Origin of the sequence: Brachybacterium atlanticum, from assembly GCF_025669985.1 — a bacterium.
Lineage (GTDB): Bacteria > Actinomycetota > Actinomycetes > Actinomycetales > Dermabacteraceae > Brachybacterium > Brachybacterium conglomeratum.
Genome location: NZ_JAKJJW010000006.1, coordinates 12,489 through 28,806, shown reverse-complemented (window position 1 = coordinate 28,806; position 16,318 = coordinate 12,489). Strand labels below are relative to the sequence as shown.

The window sequence follows — 16,318 nt, the reverse complement described above, 5'->3', positions numbered from 1 at the left end:
CTCGGGGGACGGGGCGTCCTAGAGTTACTGATGTCGCCGCGGGGTGGAGCAGTTCGGTAGCTCGCCGGGCTCATAACCCGGAGGTCGTAGGTTCAAATCCTGCCCCCGCTACGAAGTGAAGGCCCTCGATCGGCAGCAATGCGGATCGGGGGCCTTCGTGTTCTGCCAGGTTCAGCGCCGGGGGCTCGTAAGCGATCCTGTCGGTGCCGCCGAGCACCTCGACCTCGGCCGAAGCTGCCTCCACCAGGCAGGCCTCGACCGAACCCAGGGCGACGCTTCCCCGCTCACTCGCGAGAAGAACCCCCCGCGACCGCCGGCATCCTGCCCAGCACCTGCTTGCGGCGGAACGACCCACCGCCGACGATCACGAGTCCTCCTCGGTGTACTTCCGCTGGCGCTCCCTCTGCCCATGGGTGAGCGTCTTGAGGTCGGTGTGCTGGTCAAAGCTCGAGCCGAGCGCGCCGGCCACGACGCCCATGGCGGCGCTGAGCCACGCAATGTCGAGGTAACGGGTGAAGACGGGAGGCTGCCCGGTCACGTCCTCCATGTACTCGGGAGCGATGACGATCAGGCTTCCGGCGAGGATGAGCAGGACCAGCGCCGCGTAGAGCACGAAGACGCACAGCACCAGAGTGACCACCGTGGAGAGGTTGTAGAGCAGGACGACCCGTGCGAGATTCTCCCGCTCAGGCGCGTCCCAGAGCCCGTTGCTGGCGATGAGCCATGCCGTCATCGCCGCGATCGCGAGGAGCCCGACGCCGATGAGCCGCGGCGTCGACAGGTAGGTGGACATGACCCAGATCGAGTTGTAGAAGATGCCGAATGCGCCGGTGGCCGCTGCCGCTGCGAGGGCGCTCGAGAGGCGCGGCGCCGTCTTCACGGGCTCGTTGCCGGCGACCATCCCGAGGACGGTGCGGAGACCGCCGGTGAACCGGCGTGCCCGGAGCGTCGAATGGTCGTTGCCGTCCGCGCTCTGGGTCCAGCGGAGCCAGGACCGGTCGAACATCGAGGGGTCCCGGGGTTCGCTGGTCGGCTTCAGCCGCACGGTGCACGCCATCAGTGTGTCGAGGATGCGGCGGCGGCTGAAGAACGCTCCGAGCGTCGGGCACGAGACGACGGCGATCCTCTCGTCGGGGAAGATCTCTGCGATCAAAGGATGGCCATCGTCCAGTCGCGGGATCTCGGTGAGCAGCAGCACCGCCTCCGGTGATTCGTACTCGCGTGCCAGCTCGACGGCGTCGGAGAGATCGAGGGAGTTGTCGGGCCGCAAACGGAGCATCGCGGTCTGGACGTTGAGAGTGATCGGGGGGCTGAACGCCTCGTCGAGCAGCTCCTGCAGGTCATCCTGGATCGATCGCGCTCGGGCCGTGGGCAGGCCCGGGTCGGCCACCAGCAGCACGTTCACCCCGGACGTCGGACTGTCGCCCATATGCTCTCCTCCCATGGCCTCGGATCCTTGCAGAGTACGTCACAGCCGGAGGGCGCGCCGAGTCGTCGACCGGCCGGTGGGGCCGGCCTGTCCGGGACACGTTCCGCGCGCTGCTCGCGGGGATCGAAGATGTCATCGGGTCTGCCATCCGCACGGCGCGACCGCGGGCCGGGCAGTGTGCACGGCGTCGGTGGCGAGAGCGACTCCTGGCACTGCACGACGTGCAGGGGTACGCCCTCGTCGACCTCGATCACCGCGGAGCCCATCATCAGGAGCGGACGGCCCGCCCCGTCACCGCAACGGTGCGGTGACGTCGACGGACAGGAATCCGCGCCGGAACGAGCGCGCATCGAGCACGAGGAGCTCCGCCGGCCGCACCGGGTTCCGCAGATGCAGATGTCCGCTCGTCGCGTCGGCGCCCACGACGGCGAAGACATGGTTCGGCGGCAGGGGACCGGCCGCCGACGGCACCCGCGGGCTCAGCGGATGCGTGGAGGCGCAGAGCGCGCGCCCCTCGGCCAGCCAGGCGAGGACCTGCCCCGCATCGGGCAGGCGCAGGTTCGTGCGCACCCGCTCACCCAGCAGCAGCGCGAAGCCGTAGCGGGCCAGGCCCCGCTGCAGGAAGGCGTAGTCCCCGGCGATGTGACCGGCGATCGCCTTCTCGAGCACGCCCACCCAGCCGGGGTTCCCGCCGTCCCGCCTGCCGTACTGGAACACTCCGCGCGCATCGACGGGGAAGCGACGGTCCACCCGCAGCGGCTCCTCCAGGCCCGGGAGGCGGACGGTCACGATCACGTCCGTCTCCTCGCCGATCAGTGCCCGCAGCCGCTCCGGCGCGGTCTCGTGGAGGGCGAGCATCGGCGCCATCAGCCAGCAGTCGCCGAGGCGTCCCTGCCGAGGGCGCAGCAGCACCGGAGGGGCGAGCGGTCCGCGGTCCAGGGCGAGCGCTGTGGCGTGGGGGCCGGGGGAGAGGTGCAGGACGCCGTCTGCGCCGGAGATCGCGTGGGCCGCCACGCCGGTGTCGCAGCCCGGACTGCCTGGCTCAGCGAGGTTCCGGGCACGTTCGTCGGGCCCGTGACGCGCTGCGCGCGCCCGCCCCTCCAGGGCGAGCGCGCGCAGGGTGCGGCGCCAGGTGCGCACGCGCGGGCGGGGAGTGCTCACGAAATCCTCCGCCCGTCGGTCATCGAGGGCTCAGTGCGCCTCGGCCGGGACGATCTTCTGCCCGGTGCGCTCCATGACCTCGGCGAACCAGGGCTGGGAGATGTCGAATGCCTTGTGGCCGGCGACGCGGTCGAACTCAACCGCGCGCAGCACGTCGCCGCGCTCCTCGTCGTGGCCGACCAGGCCCGAGCCGCCCTCGAGGGCGACCTGCACGGCGTAGTCCGTCATCGACTTGATCAGGCGGATGTCCTCGGGGTTCGCCTTCGCGGAGCGGGAGAAGTAGCCCGACTTCTGGACCATGACCTTCTCCGCACCGAGCTTCTCGGCGAACTGCCCCGCGAACCACTGGCCGGGGTTGATCGTGTCGATCTTGACGTGGCCGAAGGGGTCCTTCTCCGGCTCCTCGCCGCGCGCCTGCATCTCGGCGACGATCTCGGGGATGCCCGCGCCCTCGGAGAGGAAGATGTTCACGCAGCCGGTCTCGTCCATGACCTTGCGCAGGCGGTCGGCCTCGGCCTCGATGTCGAGCTTGAGCTCGGGCAGGAACACGGCGTGCACGTCCCAGCGGTCGGCGGAGTGGCCGATGCCGGGCAGCCACTCCTGCTGGGAGTGCCACTGCTGGTAGTACTCCGCCGCCTGCGCGGTGAGATAGCCGCAGGCGCGGCCCATGATCTCGTGCACGATCAGCATCTTCGGGTTCGAGCCGTGCTCGGCGATGATGTTCTGCGCGAAGATGCTGGTCTGCTCCGCGGCGGACTTCGCGCCGAGCGACTGGCGGATCGGGACGATGTCGTTGTCGATGGTCTTCGGGAGACCGACGACCTGCATCTCGTGGCCGTGCTCGTGCAGGTAGGCGGCGAGGTCCGCAGCGGTGGTGTTGGTGTCGTCGCCGCCGATGGTGTGCAGCACGTCCACACCGTCGTCCTTGAGCTTGTTCGCGGCGACCTCGAGGGCGTTCTCGCCCTCCTGGATCAGGCCGCGCTTGACGAGATCCTTCGTGTTGGTGAGCTTCACGCGGGAGTTGCCGATGGGGGAGCCGCCGTAGTTGTGGAGGATGCCCGCCTTCGCGCGCACCTCGTCGTCGACCACGATCTTCTCCCCGGAGAGCAGGCCCCAGTAGCCGTGCTTGTAGGCGATGATCTCCACGTCCGGCACCAGCTCGGTATAGCGCTCGATCAATCCGCCGACGGCGGAGGAGAGGCACGGGGCGTAGCCCCCGGCGGTGAGCAGTGCGACGCGCTTGACGGTCATAGGGCGGAACCTCCGAGAGTACGAGAACGGGCGCACGGGAGGACAGGGTCGATCCCGCGGCGCTGGGTCCCGCCATCGTACCGAGCGCCGGGTCCGGATGACGCCGCGCGGGTCCCGGTGGACAGCGGAGCGCCGGGCGGCGGGACGGGCATCAGCGCTCCCGGGGCACGAGCGCCTCGAGGACCTCCTCGTGCAGCAGCGAGTTCGTCGCCACCGCATTGCCGCCGAACGGTCCCGGCTCCCCGTCCAGGGAGGTGAAGCGGCCGCCGGCCTCGGTGACGATCGGGACCAGCGCGGCCATGTCGTGCAGCTTCAGCTCGGGCTCGCAGGCGACGTCGACGGCGCCCTCGGCCACGAGCATGTAGGACCAGAAGTCGCCGTAGGCGCGGGTGCGCCAGAAGCGCTGCATGAGGTTCAGCATCTCGGGCAGCAGCTCGTGGTCTGCCCAGCCGTGCAACGAGGAGTAGGACAGCGAGGCCTCCTCGATCGCGCTCACGGAGGAGACCTGCAGCCGCGTCGCGCTGCTGAGCCGGGAGCCGGTCCAGGCGCCGGCACCCTCGCCGCCCCACCAGCGGCGTCCCAGCGCCGGCGCGGAGACCAGGCCGACCACGGGCCGGCCGTCCTCGATCAGGCCGATGAGGGTGCCCCACACGGGCACGCCGCGCACGAAGTTGCTGGTCCCGTCGATCGGGTCGATCACCCACTGGCGCGGGGACGCGCCGGTGGAGCCGAACTCCTCGCCGATCACCTGGTCCCGCGAGCGGGAGCGCGAGAGCTGGGAGAGCACCAGCTGCTCGGCGGCCTTGTCGGCGTCGGTGACCTCGGTGAGATCGGGCTTGGTCGAGACCTCGAGGTCCTGCGCCTTGAACCGGGAGGTGGTCAGCTGGTCCACGGCATCGGCGAGCACGTGGGCGAGGCGCAGGTCATCGGCGTAGTGGCTGGACATGGGGTCCACGATAGGGTCCCTCGCCCCTGGCGGGCCGCAGCGACGCGGCGCTCAGACGTCCCAGGGGTCGTTGCGGCGCAGCGCTTCGGCCAGGCGCCGGTAGGAGGCCAGGCGCGCGGGACCGGCGGTCCCCGCCTCGCCCCGCTCCACGAGATCGTCGAGGGCGCAGTCGGGCGCGTCCTCGAGGTGGGTGCATCCGCGCGGGCACTGCTCGGCGAGATCGGCGAGGTCGGCGAAGGCGTCCAGCAGCTCGTCGGGGTCCACGTGCCCCAGGCCGAAGGAGCGCACGCCCGGGGTGTCGATCACCCAGCCGTCGTCTCCGGGAAGCTGCATCGCGAGCGCCGAGGAGGACGTGTGGCGGCCGCGACCGGTCACGTCGTTGACCACGCCGGTGGCGCGGGCCGCGCCCGGGACCAGGGCGTTCAGCAGGGTCGACTTGCCCACCCCGGAATGGCCCACGAGCACGCTGATCCGTCCCGCGAGCCGCTCGCGCAGCTGCTCGAGACCGATGATGCCGGGGCGCTCCGGATCCTCCGCCTCCGCGGGGGACTCGCGCCGCGTCACCACGTGCTCGAGCCCGAGCGGAGCGTAGGCGGCGAGGAACTCCTCGGGGGCGCGCAGATCCGCCTTCGTCAGCACCAGCAGCGCGTCGATGCCGGCGACATAGGCGGCGACCAGGCAGCGGTCGATCATGCCGCCGCGCGGCTCGGGATCGGCCAGCGCCGTCACCATCACCATCACGTCGACGTTCGCGACCAGGGGCCGCTCGGTCGAGTCGTCGTCGTCGGCGCTGCGGCGCAGGAAGGAGCTGCGCTCCTGGATCCGCACGATCCGGGCGAGGGTCCCCTCGCGCCCCGAGGTGTCGCCGACGAGGCCGACGAGATCGCCGGGGACGACGGGGGAGCGGCCGAGCTCCCGGGCGCGCATGGCGGTGACCGCGCGCTGGTCCCCGGTGCCCTCGCCGACGACGGTGCGCCAGCGGCCGCGGTCCACGGACACCACGCGAGCCGTGATCGCATCGTCGTGCTTGGGGCGGTCCTTGGTCCGGGGGCGGGAGCCGCGTCGGTTCGGGCGCACCCGCACGTCGGACTCGTCGAAGTCGCGGACAGACCGCCTCACCACGAGCTGCCCTCCTTGGCCCGCGGTGGCCGGGGCGCACCGTGCCGGGGTGACCCGTGCCGGGGCGCACCCGACCCTCGCGGCACGAGGCTCACGCGTCATCCTCCGCCGGCTCGGGGTGGAGCATCGACAGCCACATCCCCACGAAGTCGGGGAGGGTCTTCTGCGTGGTGCCGACGTCGACCACCTGCACGCCGGGGACGCGCAGGCCGATGATCGCGCCGGCGGTCGCCATGCGGTGGTCCTCGTAGGTCTCGAAGACGGCGCCGCGCAGCGGGCCCGGAGTGATCGCGAGCCCGTCGGGCAGCTCCTCGGTGCGGGCGCCGACCTTCGTCAGCTCGGTCGCCAGCGCCTCGAGACGGTCGGTCTCGTGCCCGCGCAGGTGCGCGACGCCGGTGATCCGCGAGGGGGAGTCCGCGAGCGCGCACAGCGCCGCGACTGTGGGGACGAGCTCGCCGACGGCCGACATGTCCGCCTCGATGCCGTGCAGCGCATCCGTGCCGCGGACCACCACCGCCTCGTCCTCGCGCCACACCTCGGCGCCCATCCGCGTCAGCAGCTCCCGGTACGCGTCGCCGGGCTGGGTGGTGGTCTCCGGCCAGTCGTCCACCGCGATCGTGCCGGCGGTGACCATCGCCGCGGCCAGGAACGGTCCGGCGTTGGAGAGATCCGGCTCGACGACGACCTCGAGCGGACGGATCGGGCCGCACGCGACCCTCCAGGAGTGACGGCCCTCGGCGTCGACCTCGTGCGAGGCGTCGACCCCGGCGCGGCGCAGCGTCTCCAGGGTCATGTCGATGTGGGGCAGGGAGGGGAGCTCCTTCCCGACATGGGCGAGCTCGAGGTCCGTCTCCGCCCGTGCCGCGACCAGCAGCACGTTGGAGATGAACTGGCTGGAGTCCGAGGCGTCCACTTCGACCCGGCCGCCGGGCAGCGTGCCCCGGCCGTGCACGGTGAACGGCAGCCGGCCCGGCTCGCCGTGCTCGGTCACCTCGACGCCCTGGCCGCGCAGCACCTGCACGACCGCGTCCATGGGCCGCACGAGCGCGGCGTCGTCACCGGTGAAGCGCACGTCGCCGTGGCGCAGCGCCGCCAGCAGCGGCACGAAGCGCATCACGGTGCCGGCCAGGCCGGTGTGGATCTCGATCGGCTCGGCAGGGTGCTCGCAGGCCGGTGGGATCGGGGAGACGTGCAGCACCCCGTCGCGCACCTCCAGCACTGCGCCGAGCCGCTCGAGCGCATCGCGCATCAGCCGCGTGTCGCGGGAGACGAGCGCGCCGCGCAGCGTGGATGGCTCGCTCGCCGCGGCGGCGAGCAGCATCCAGCGTGCGGTGAGGGACTTCGACCCGGGGACCCGCACCAGGGCGTCGACCGGCTGGTCGGCGACCGGTGCGTTCCACAGCACCTCGGAACCCACGGAGATCAGCCGTGCTGGCCGGCGAGCTGCTTCTGGGCGGTGGAGACGGCGCCCTTGGCCTTCTTCTCCACCTTCCCGGCCTTCTTCTCGAGCTCGCGCTGCTTCTGCGCGGCCTTCTTCTGGCTGCGCTCGACGAACTTGTTCGCCCGGTAGCCGAGCGAGGGGCGGCCGTCGTGGTCGACGACGGCCAGGAGCACGCCGCCCAGCAGGCCGGCGTCGGTGAGAATGGACTGCACCTCGGCGACGAGCTCCTCGCCGCGCAGCTCCCAGACCTTCTTCCGGCCGGCCCAGCCGACGGAGGTGGTCAAGAGCAGGGCCGCGGCGGCGGCGCGGGGCGCGCGGTTGGTCGCGTAGAGGACGCCGGCGCCCGCGGCGACGACGCCGGCGGCGCGCACCACGGCGCGGGAGTCGACGAAGCCCGGCGCAGAGCTCTTGGACAGCGCCGAGTCGACCGCGTCGAAGGCCTGCGGGTAGACGTCGATCTCGCGCTCGGGGCGGAGCGCGGTGCGCACGCCCTCGAAGACGAAGGGGGCGGCGAGCAGCGGTCGTGCGATTCGGCGGACCAGGGCCATGGTGTCCTCACGTTCTGAGCAGGTGTCGACGGTCCGGCGATCAGCCCTGTCGGGAAGATCACCGCCACCCACACTACCGCCCGAGGAACATCCCCCATGCCCAACGCGTTGCATCGGACGGTGCGGACACGGTTCCGCGCCCCCGTCGGAGCCCCGACGGGACGGTCGAGCACGCCGGCGGGTGCCGGGGAGGGAGCGGCGCATGACGACCGGACTGCTGGAGTGCGCCCCCGCGATCCCGGGTGGCGTAGGTTTGGGGATGATGACGCAGACACAGCCCACCTCCGACCACGGGACCGGCCTGCCCGCCGCGGAGCAGCCCGATCCCGCGGCGGACTTCGACTTCGAGACCGAGGCGCTCTCGCACCTGGACTCCCTCTACGGCGGCGCGCTGCGGATGACCCGCAACCCGCACGACGCCGAGGACCTGGTCCAGGACACCTTCGTCAAGGCGTTCCGCGCTCAGGACCGCTTCACCCCGGGCACGAACATGCGGGCGTGGCTGTACCGCATCATGACCAACAGCTACATCTCGACCTACCGCAAGAAGCAGCGCCGCCCCAAGGAGGCCTGGACCGACGCGGTCGAGGACTGGCAGCTCGCGGAGGTCTCGAGCCACTCGAGCACGGGCCTGCGCTCGGCGGAGGCCGAGGCGCTGGACCACCTGCCGGACTCCGCGGTCAAGGACGCCCTGTCCGAGCTGCGGGAGGACTACCGCATGGCGGTCTACCTCGCCGACGTCGAGGGCTTCGCCTACAAGGAGATCGCCGAGATCATGGACACGCCGATCGGCACGGTCATGTCCCGGCTCCATCGCGGGCGGCGCCAGCTGCGCGAGAAGCTCACCGATCATGCCCGGCGCACGGGCTTCCTACGTGCGCAGCCCTCGGCGGGGGACGCCGCCGACGACACCGGAGCCGGCACCGCGGACCGGGAGGAGGAGCGATGACCCAGGACGACCGCGCGATGCGCGAGACCTCGACGCGCGAGACGGCGACCGGCTCGACGCGCGACATGAGCTTCGGGCTCGAGGAGGCGCTCGACGGCGAGCTCCCCCGCGAGACCGTCGAGCGGATGCGCCGCCACACCGACGACTGCCCCGAGTGCGCCGACGAGTGGGAGCGCCTGCGCCGGCTGAAGGATCTGGTGCGCCGCAGCTGCGCGGACCGCGCCCCCTCCGACCTGCGGGCTCGCATCGCCGACACGTGCCGCACCCTCACGGTGACCACCACCAGCACGAGCACGACCACCGGGGCCGACGGCTCCACGGTGCGCGTCACCCGCTCGACGACCACCCGCCGCACCCTGCCCCCGGCCTGAGCCGCGGGGCGTCGGCTCCGTCCCCGAGCATGCCGAAGGGCTCCTCCCATCGGGAGGAGCCCTTCGGCATGTCGCCACCGGCGACGACGCGGTCAGCTGTTGGGCCGCTTGCCGCGATTCGCGCTGTTCTTGCGGCGAGCCTTGCGCTTGCGTCCTCGCTTGCTCATCACGCTCTCCTTCCTTCACCCGGAATGAACCCGTCGATCATGCCATATCGGAGGCTCCGCGCGGAGCCCCATCCGAGCCGCTCGCAGCACCTGAGTCGGACCTCACCCGCCCGCGCCCCGGGCCGGCCGGCTGCGGTGCCCTGGGCGGACGAGGGGGCGGGCGGCCGGAGAGCCGACCCACCCGACGGGGTCAGCGGGAGGTGCCGAGCCAGGAGCCGAAGCCGCTGTGCAGCACCAGCCAGGCGATGAGGCCGTAGCCGGTCTGGCCGGGGTGGTCGCCGGCGGAGCGGGCGAGGTCGCTCTCCCACTGGTCGTGGCCCACCAGCCCGCCGACGGTGTCGACGTAGGGGATGCGGCGCCGCGCGCAGACGTCCTCGAAGGCACCGGAGAGCTCGCGCACGCCCGCGGTGGTGGCCGGGTCGCGGCTCGGGGCGGGGCCCACCACGAAGGCGGGGATCCGCAGACGCTCGAGGCCGTCGAGGATCTTGGCGAGGTTCAGGCGCGAGCGGGCCAGGGAGATCCCGGCCTCGACGTCGGCGCGGCCCATCGCGAGCACCACCCGGTGGTCGACGGAGCCGTCGGCGCGGCCCTGCTCGGAGAAGCGACGCTTGACGTCGGCGTCCCAGCGCTCGGCCAGCTCCGCGGAGGTCTCGCCCGGCAGCGCCGCGGAGAACACGTCGATGCGGCAGTCGGCACCCTGCTCGCTGGCCACGGCCCGGCCCAGCCAGCCCAGCGCTCGGGCGTCGCCGATGCCGGCGAGGAGCTCGTCGCCGAGCGCGATGATCCGGATCCGGGAGCCCGGATCCGGGACGGGCGAAGTGGGCACGGTCTGCACCGGGACCTCCTGGCAGGGGACGGGGTCGGTTCACTCTAACGGCGGCGCGGGCCACGGGCGAACCCGTGGCCCGCGCCGCGGGTCGCTCAGGCCTCGAAGGCGCGGGTGAGCAGATCCTCCTGCTCGGCCTTGTGGACGGCGGTCGAGCCGGTGGCCGGGGAGGCCGAGGCCGGACGGGCCACGACCCGCAGGGTGCGCCCCACCTCGACGGGGAAGTTCATCGCCATGAAGCTCCAGGCACCCTGGTTCTGCGGCTCCTCCTGGACCCACACCAGCGGAGCATCGGGGTAGGCGTCCAGCGTGGTGCGCAGCTGCGCCTCGGGCAGCGGGTAGAGCTGCTCGACGCGGACGATCGCGGTGTCGGTGGCGCCGAGCTTCTCGCGGCGCGCCACGAGGTCCCAGTACACCTTGCCCGAGGCGAGCAGCACGCGGCGCACGCCGGCCGGGTCCACGGTCGTGTCCGGCAGGACCGGCTCGAAGGTGCCTGAAGTGAAGTCCTCGACCGCGCTGACGGCCGCCTTGTTGCGCAGCATCGACTTCGGGGTGAAGACGATCAGCGGCTTGCGGGGCTCGGTGAGCGCCTGCTTGCGCAGCAGGTGGAAGTAGCTCGCCGGGGTGGACGGCGCCGCGACCCGCATGTTCTCCTCCGCGCACAGCTGCAGGAAGCGCTCGATGCGGGCGGAGGAGTGGTCCGGCCCCTGGCCCTCGTAGCCGTGCGGCAGCAGCATGACCACGCTCGAGTTCTGGCCCCACTTCTGCTCGGAGGCGGAGATGAACTCGTCGATGATCGTCTGGGCGCCGTTGACGAAGTCGCCGAACTGCGCCTCCCAGAGCACCAGCGAGTTCGGGCTCTCCACGGAGTAGCCGTACTCGAAGCCCAGCGCCGCGAACTCCGAGAGCGAGGAGTCGTAGACGTTGAAGCGTGCCTGGTCGTCGCTGAGATAGGACAGCGGGGTCCAGGTGTCGCCGCTCTCGTGGTCGATCAGCACGCTGTGACGCTGCACGAAGGTGCCGCGGCGCGAGTCCTGGCCGGCCAGGCGCACCCGGTGGCCCTGCATCAGCAGGGAGCCGAAAGCGAGCAGCTCGCCGTAGGCCCAGTCGATCCCGCCCCGCGAGGACATCTGCGTGCGGCGCTCGAGCACCTGGCGCAGCTTGGGGTGGACGGTGAAGGACTCGGGGACCTCCTCATGCGCCTGCCCGATCCGCGCCACGACCGACGCGTCGACCGCGGTGACGGCCTGTTCGGGCGCGTCGCCGCCCTGCTGCGCCTCCGGCAGGTCCAGGCCCTGCACGTTGGCCTCCGCGGGCTTCGCGGAGCCGGCGTCGGAGCGGGTCGAGGCGAAGGCCTCGTCGAGATGCTCCTGGAAGTTGCGCACCAGGCCCTCGGTCTCCTCCTCGGTGAGGTCGCCGCGCTCGACGAGGGTCTCCATGTACTGCTTGCGGGTGGAGGCCTTCTCGTTGATGAGCTTGTACATCTCCGGCTGGGTCATCGAGGGGTCGTCGCCCTCGTTGTGGCCTCGGCGGCGGTAGCAGACCATGTCGATGACCACGTCGCGGTGGAACTTCTGGCGGTACTCGAAGGCGATCTCGGCGACCAGCACGCAGGCCTCGGGATCGTCGCCGTTGACGTGGAAGATCGGCAGCTGGGTCGACTTCGCGACGTCCGTGGAGTAGAAGGACGAGCGTGAGGAGTCCGGCAGCGTGGTGAAGCCGATCTGGTTGTTGATGATCACGTGGATCGTGCCGCCGGTGCGGTAGCCGCGCAGCTCGGAGAGGTTCAGCGTCTCCGTGACCACGCCCTGGCCGGCGAAGGCCGCGTCGCCGTGGACGAGCACCGGCAGCACGGGGAACTCCTCGGGACGCTCGAGGCGGTCCTGCTTGGCGCGGACGATGCCTTCGAGGACGGGGTTGACGGCCTCGAGGTGCGAGGGGTTGGCCGCGAGGTACACCTTGGTGGACTTCCCGTCGTGGGAGGTGTAGGTGCCCTCGGTGCCCAGGTGGTACTTCACGTCGCCGGAGCCGAGCTTCTCGCCGTAGTTGCCCTCGAACTCCTGGAAGATCTGGCCGTAGCTCTTGCCGGCGAGGTTGGAGAGGACGTTCAGGCGCCCGCGGTGCGACATGCCGATGGCCACCTCGTCCAGACCCTCGTGGGCGGCGCCGTGCAGCACCGTGTCGAGCATGGGGATGACGGCCTCCCCGCCCTCGAGGGAGAACCGCTTCTGGCCGACGAACTTCGTCTGCAGGAAGGTCTCGAACGCCTCGGCGGCGTTGAGGCGGTCCATGATGTGGGTCAGCTCTGCCTTGTCGAAGGGCTCGCGCGGGGTCTCCATCCTGTGCTGGATCCAGGCGCGCTCCTCCGGGTCGGAGATGTGCATGTACTCCACGCCGATGGTGCGGCAGTACGCGTCACGCAGCACGCCGAGGATGTCCCGCAGCGTCATCTGGTCCTTGCCGCCCACGCCGCGGGTCGGGAAGGTGCGGTCGAGGTCCCACAGCGTCAGGCCGTAGGTCTCCACGTCGAGGTCCGGATGGTTGCGGACCTTGTACTGCAGCGGATCGGTGTCCGCCATGAGGTGACCGCGCACGCGGAAGGAGTGGATCAGATCCATCACCCGGGCCAGGCGCTCCGAGGTGGTGAGGCGGAAGGGGTTGTCCGGCACCCAGCGCACGGGCTGGTAGGGCAGGCGCAGCGAGGCGAAGACGCGGTCGTAGAAGCCGTCCTTGCCCAGCAGCTTGTCCGCCATCCGCTTGAGGAACTCGCCCGAGGCGGCGCCCTGGATGATGCGGTGGTCATAGGTCGAGGTCATCGTCATGACCTTCGAGACGGCGAGCTCGGCGAGGGTCGCCGGGCTCGCGCCCTGGAACTGGGCGGGGTAGTCCATCGCGCCGACGCCCACGATGACGCCCTGGCCCTTCATCAGGCGGGGGATCGAGTGGACGGTGCCGATGCCGCCGGGGTTGGTCAGCGAGACGGTGGTGCCGGTGAAGTCGTCCATCGTCAGCTTGCCGGCGCGGGCCTTCTTGACGACCTCCTCGTAGGCCTTCCAGAAGCCGCGGAAGTCGAAGCGCTGCGCCGCCTTGATGTTCGGCACCACGAGGCCGCGGGAGCCGTCGGGGCGGGGCATGTCGATGGCGAGGCCGAAGTTGACGTCCTGGCGCTTGAGCAGGAGCGGCTTGCCCTTCTCGTCGACGTCGAAGCCGTTGTTCATGTCGGTGATCTCGGTGACCGCCTCGACCATCGCCCAGCCGATCAGGTGGGTGAAGGAGACCTTGCCCGCGCGGTGGCGCTTGAGGTGGTTGTTGATCACGATGCGGTTGTCGAACAGGAGCTTGACCGGCACGTCGCGCACAGAGGTCGCGGTCGGGACGGTGAGGGATTCGTCCATGTTCCGCACCACGGCGGCGGCCGGGCCGCGCAGCTTCGTGGGCTCCGGCTCGTGCAGCTCGACCGCGGGGATCTGCGCGGTGGTCGTGGGGACCTTGGCCGGACGGTCGGAGGTCGTGGAGACCGCGGGTGTCCTCGGGGCGGGCGTCGAGGTGGCGTCGTTCACGGCGGGGGATTCCTTCGCGGGCGTTGAGGCGGCCGACGGGGCGGCCGGGGAGGAGGGAGCGGGCGTGGGCGACGGGGCCGGAGCGGGGGTGGAGGCGTCCGGCGTGGACTCCTCGTCCGCGGCGTCGTCGGGGGCGTCGTCGGGGGCGGGCGCCGCATCGGGGGTCGAGGGAGGAGCCGCCACGGGCGGCGTCGTCGCCGCCTCGGAGGTCTGCGGGGTCGGGCCGGGAGCGTCGGGGGTCTCGGGGCGTGCCGAGCTGGTGGAGGCGAAGTGCTCCGCCCAGCTGGGGTCGACGCTCGAGGGGTCCTCCCGCCACTGCTCGCGGAGCGCGTCCACGAGCCACTGATTGGGGCCGAACTCCGCGGAATCGGAGTCCTGTGTCTGCTGTGACACTCTGAGATCGCCAGCCTTCTCACAATCGAGAGATACGGATGGGTCCAGCGTAACGGCCCGCGGATCCCAGCGCGCGCCGCGGCGCAGGTCGAGCGTCGCACGCGACGTCGGTGGTGGGCGACATCACGCCTCCGGGCCGTGATCGGGGATCACGACCCGGATCAGGGAGGAGCGCCCCTCCTGCGCTCCGGTGCTGCGGGGGTCGTCCAGCACCTCGATCGTGCCTCCGTGCAGGCCCACCGCCCAGCGCGCGATGGCCAGGCCCAGGCCCGTCCCGCCGGAGGAGTCCGCGGCCCCGCCGCGCTGGAAGCGCTCGAAGACCCGGTCGCGGTCCTCGCGCGCGATGCCGGGGCCCTCGTCGTCGACGTCGATCCGCACGCCGTCGTCCTCCCCGGTGCGGGAGGCACGGATGTGGATGCGTCCGCCGGCGGGGGAGTGGCGGGCGGCGTTCTCCAGCAGGTTGTGGATCACCTGGTGGAGCCGGGCGGCGTCGGCCGCGACGGAGAGGTCCGGCGGGTCGACGTCGACGATCCAGCGCACGTCCCGACCTCCGGCGGCGAGGGCGGCGGCGTCGACGACCTCGTGGAGGAAGGGAGTCAGCTCGACCCCCTCGAGGTCGAGATGGATCACTCCGGCGTCCAGCCGGGAGAGGTCCAGCAGGTGGTCGACGAGCTGGGAGAGCCGCTCGGTCTCGGTCAGGGCCACCTCGAGCGCGGCAGGATCGGGCTCGGTGACGCCGTCGACGAGGTTCTCCAGCTGGGCGCGCAGGCCCGCGACGGGCGTGCGCAGCTCGTGGGAGACGTTCGCGACGAGGTCCCGGCGGGTGCGGTCGGTCTGCTCGAGCTCGGCGGCCATGACGGAGAAGGCCTCGGCCAGCTGCCCCACCTCGTCGCGGCTCGTGGCGCGCACCGGTCCGCTGTAGTCCCCGCGCGCCATCGCCTGGGCGGCCGCGGTCATCTGCCGCAGCGGGGAGGTCATGCCCCGGGCTAGCAGCTGGGTGGAGACCAGCGCGGCGATCACGACCAGCGGCAGCGACAGCAGAGGCTCGATCCCGGCGCGGATGCTCACCTGCGTCAGCAGTGCCGCGACGGTCACGCTCACGCCCACCAGGATCCCGAGCTTGACCTTGAAGGAGCGGAAGCGGTCCAGCGGGCGCACGTCGAGCCGCTCGGGGACCCGGCGGCGGGCGTGCGCGACGGGGGCCTCCCCGCCTCCGGAACGGGGCCCGCTCACGAGTCCGAGGTCGGCTCGTGCGGGGTGGGCATCGAGTGCAGGTCCGTCACGGCGCCCTCGGAGCCGGCGGCCGGGGCGTCCTCCTCGGGATCCTCCGGGATCTCGAGCGCGTAGCCGACGCCGTGCACGGTGCGCACGAGATCCGCGCCGAGCTTGCGGCGCAGCGCCTTGACGTGGGAGTCGACGGTGCGGGTGCCGGTCGCGTCGACCCAGTCCCATACGTCGGCGAGCAGCTGCTCGCGGGTGAGCACGGTGCCGGGCGCGTGGGCCAGGCACAGCAGCAGGTCGAACTCGGTGGGCGTGAGATGGGCGGGCACCCCGGCGCGCATCACCCGTCGGCCGGCGCGGTCGATCACGAGGTCGCCGAACTGCAGCGCCTCCTGCTTCTCCGTCTCGCCCGGTGCGGGCGGGCCCGCGCGGCGCACCCGGCGCAGCAGCGCCTTCAGCCGCGCGACGAGCTCGCGGATGGAGAAGGGCTTGGTCATGTAGTCGTCGGCGCCGACGCCGAGGCCGACGAGCATGTCGGTCTCGTCGTCGCGCGCGGTGAGCATGAGCACCGGGACCGGCTCGTCGGCCTGGATGCGTCGACACACCTCGAGCCCGTCGAAGCCGGGGAGCATCACGTCGAGCACCACGAGGTCCGGGCGCACCTCGGCGACGGTGCGCACGCCGGAGGGGCCGTCGAGGGCGGTGGAGACCTCCCAGCCCTCCGCGGTGAGCCGATCGGCGATCGCGCGGGTGATCGTGGGCTCGTCCTCGATCACCACCACGCGCACGGGCGAGGGGTCGGCGGCTGAGCTGCGGTCCGGGGTCGACATGGGGGTCACTCTAGACGGCGTCCCCCGGACGACCGCGGAGGCGGAGGGCGCCCCACGACTCCTGCACAGAACTCCCACGGCGCCTGCCGGAACGCTCCGCGGAGGG

14 protein-coding genes and 1 tRNA gene are annotated in these 16,318 nt (G+C 71.9%); 3 read left to right on the top strand and 12 right to left on the bottom strand.

The features are described 5' to 3' along the window. Positions 1-37: 37 nt before the first annotated feature. Positions 38-111: transfer RNA gene (locus L3K22_RS04330), tRNA-Met, on the top strand. 253 nt (positions 112-364) lie between these two features. On the opposite strand, the gene L3K22_RS04325 is transcribed toward L3K22_RS04330, so the two are convergent. From L3K22_RS04325 to L3K22_RS04295, 7 genes are all read right to left on the bottom strand, one after another. Beyond that, complete coding sequence (locus tag L3K22_RS04325) at positions 365-1,444, bottom strand: hypothetical protein (protein ID WP_263310313.1); 1,080 nt, start codon at positions 1,442-1,444, stop codon at positions 365-367. A 276-nt stretch (positions 1,445-1,720) separates the two neighbouring features. Continuing rightward, complete coding sequence (locus tag L3K22_RS04320) at positions 1,721-2,590, bottom strand: C2 family cysteine protease (protein WP_263310312.1); 870 nt, start codon at positions 2,588-2,590, stop codon at positions 1,721-1,723. A 30-nt stretch (positions 2,591-2,620) separates the two neighbouring features. Further along, complete coding sequence (locus tag L3K22_RS04315; protein ID WP_263310311.1) at positions 2,621-3,841, bottom strand: pyrophosphate--fructose-6-phosphate 1-phosphotransferase; 1,221 nt, start codon at positions 3,839-3,841, stop codon at positions 2,621-2,623. 151 nt (positions 3,842-3,992) lie between these two features. Further along, entirely contained in the window at positions 3,993-4,787 is a 795-nt protein-coding gene (hisN, locus tag L3K22_RS04310) for a histidinol-phosphatase (RefSeq protein ID WP_263310310.1), read from the bottom strand. A gap of 51 nt (positions 4,788-4,838) precedes the next feature. Next, the gene (gene rsgA, locus L3K22_RS04305; protein WP_263310309.1) at positions 4,839-5,909 is read right to left on the bottom strand and encodes a ribosome small subunit-dependent GTPase A; all 1,071 of its coding nucleotides are present in this window, start codon (positions 5,907-5,909) and stop codon (positions 4,839-4,841) included. Between the two features lie 88 nt (positions 5,910-5,997). Further along, complete coding sequence (aroA, locus tag L3K22_RS04300; RefSeq protein WP_263310308.1) at positions 5,998-7,323, bottom strand: 3-phosphoshikimate 1-carboxyvinyltransferase; 1,326 nt, start codon at positions 7,321-7,323, stop codon at positions 5,998-6,000. Between the two features lie 5 nt (positions 7,324-7,328). Then, positions 7,329-7,895 (bottom strand): hypothetical protein, encoded by a 567-nt coding sequence (locus L3K22_RS04295; protein ID WP_263310307.1) that lies wholly within the window; start codon positions 7,893-7,895, stop codon positions 7,329-7,331. A gap of 262 nt (positions 7,896-8,157) precedes the next feature. On the opposite strand from L3K22_RS04295, the gene L3K22_RS04290 reads away from it, so the two are divergent. Together L3K22_RS04290 and rsrA are read left to right on the top strand one after the other, a co-directional pair. Further along, positions 8,158-8,844 (top strand): sigma-70 family RNA polymerase sigma factor, encoded by a 687-nt coding sequence (locus L3K22_RS04290; protein WP_308445904.1) that lies wholly within the window; start codon positions 8,158-8,160, stop codon positions 8,842-8,844. Continuing rightward, positions 8,841-9,215 carry a mycothiol system anti-sigma-R factor gene (gene rsrA, locus L3K22_RS04285; protein ID WP_263310306.1) on the top strand — a complete coding sequence of 125 codons (375 nt, stop codon included), beginning with the start codon at positions 8,841-8,843 and terminating at the stop codon, positions 9,213-9,215. Before L3K22_RS04290 ends, rsrA begins: the two co-directional genes overlap by 4 nt. A gap of 92 nt (positions 9,216-9,307) precedes the next feature. Here rsrA and L3K22_RS16725 read toward each other — a convergent pair whose 3' ends face one another. The 5 genes from L3K22_RS16725 to L3K22_RS04265 form a co-directional block, all read right to left on the bottom strand. Continuing rightward, complete coding sequence (locus tag L3K22_RS16725; RefSeq protein WP_369801468.1) at positions 9,308-9,382, bottom strand: 50S ribosomal protein bL37; 75 nt, start codon at positions 9,380-9,382, stop codon at positions 9,308-9,310. A gap of 190 nt (positions 9,383-9,572) precedes the next feature. Beyond that, positions 9,573-10,217 (bottom strand): GDSL-type esterase/lipase family protein, encoded by a 645-nt coding sequence (locus L3K22_RS04280; protein WP_010549618.1) that lies wholly within the window; start codon positions 10,215-10,217, stop codon positions 9,573-9,575. Positions 10,218-10,303: 86 nt separating this feature from the next. Then, the gene (locus L3K22_RS04275; RefSeq protein WP_263310305.1) at positions 10,304-14,161 is read right to left on the bottom strand and encodes a multifunctional oxoglutarate decarboxylase/oxoglutarate dehydrogenase thiamine pyrophosphate-binding subunit/dihydrolipoyllysine-residue succinyltransferase subunit; all 3,858 of its coding nucleotides are present in this window, start codon (positions 14,159-14,161) and stop codon (positions 10,304-10,306) included. A gap of 123 nt (positions 14,162-14,284) precedes the next feature. After that, positions 14,285-15,394 (bottom strand): HAMP domain-containing sensor histidine kinase, encoded by a 1,110-nt coding sequence (locus L3K22_RS04270; RefSeq protein WP_263310304.1) that lies wholly within the window; start codon positions 15,392-15,394, stop codon positions 14,285-14,287. Then, positions 15,391-16,212 carry a response regulator transcription factor gene (locus L3K22_RS04265; protein ID WP_263310303.1) on the bottom strand — a complete coding sequence of 274 codons (822 nt, stop codon included), beginning with the start codon at positions 16,210-16,212 and terminating at the stop codon, positions 15,391-15,393. Before L3K22_RS04265 ends, L3K22_RS04270 begins: the two co-directional genes overlap by 4 nt. Positions 16,213-16,318: the final 106 nt, after the last annotated feature.

What these genes read in the sequence shown, in the direction of transcription:
- L3K22_RS04325 (WP_263310313.1), bottom strand. Translation starts at nt 1,444, where the DNA reads ATGGGAGGAGAGCATATGGGCGACAGTCCGACGTCCGGGGTGAACGTG.
- L3K22_RS04315 (WP_263310311.1), bottom strand. Translation starts at nt 3,841, where the DNA reads ATGACCGTCAAGCGCGTCGCACTGCTCACCGCCGGGGGCTACGCCCCG.
- hisN (WP_263310310.1), bottom strand. Translation starts at nt 4,787, where the DNA reads ATGTCCAGCCACTACGCCGATGACCTGCGCCTCGCCCACGTGCTCGCC.
- L3K22_RS04295 (WP_263310307.1), bottom strand. Translation starts at nt 7,895, where the DNA reads ATGGCCCTGGTCCGCCGAATCGCACGACCGCTGCTCGCCGCCCCCTTC.
- L3K22_RS04290 (WP_308445904.1), top strand. Translation starts at nt 8,158, where the DNA reads ATGACGCAGACACAGCCCACCTCCGACCACGGGACCGGCCTGCCCGCC.
- rsrA (WP_263310306.1), top strand. Translation starts at nt 8,841, where the DNA reads ATGACCCAGGACGACCGCGCGATGCGCGAGACCTCGACGCGCGAGACG.
- L3K22_RS04265 (WP_263310303.1), bottom strand. Translation starts at nt 16,212, where the DNA reads ATGTCGACCCCGGACCGCAGCTCAGCCGCCGACCCCTCGCCCGTGCGC.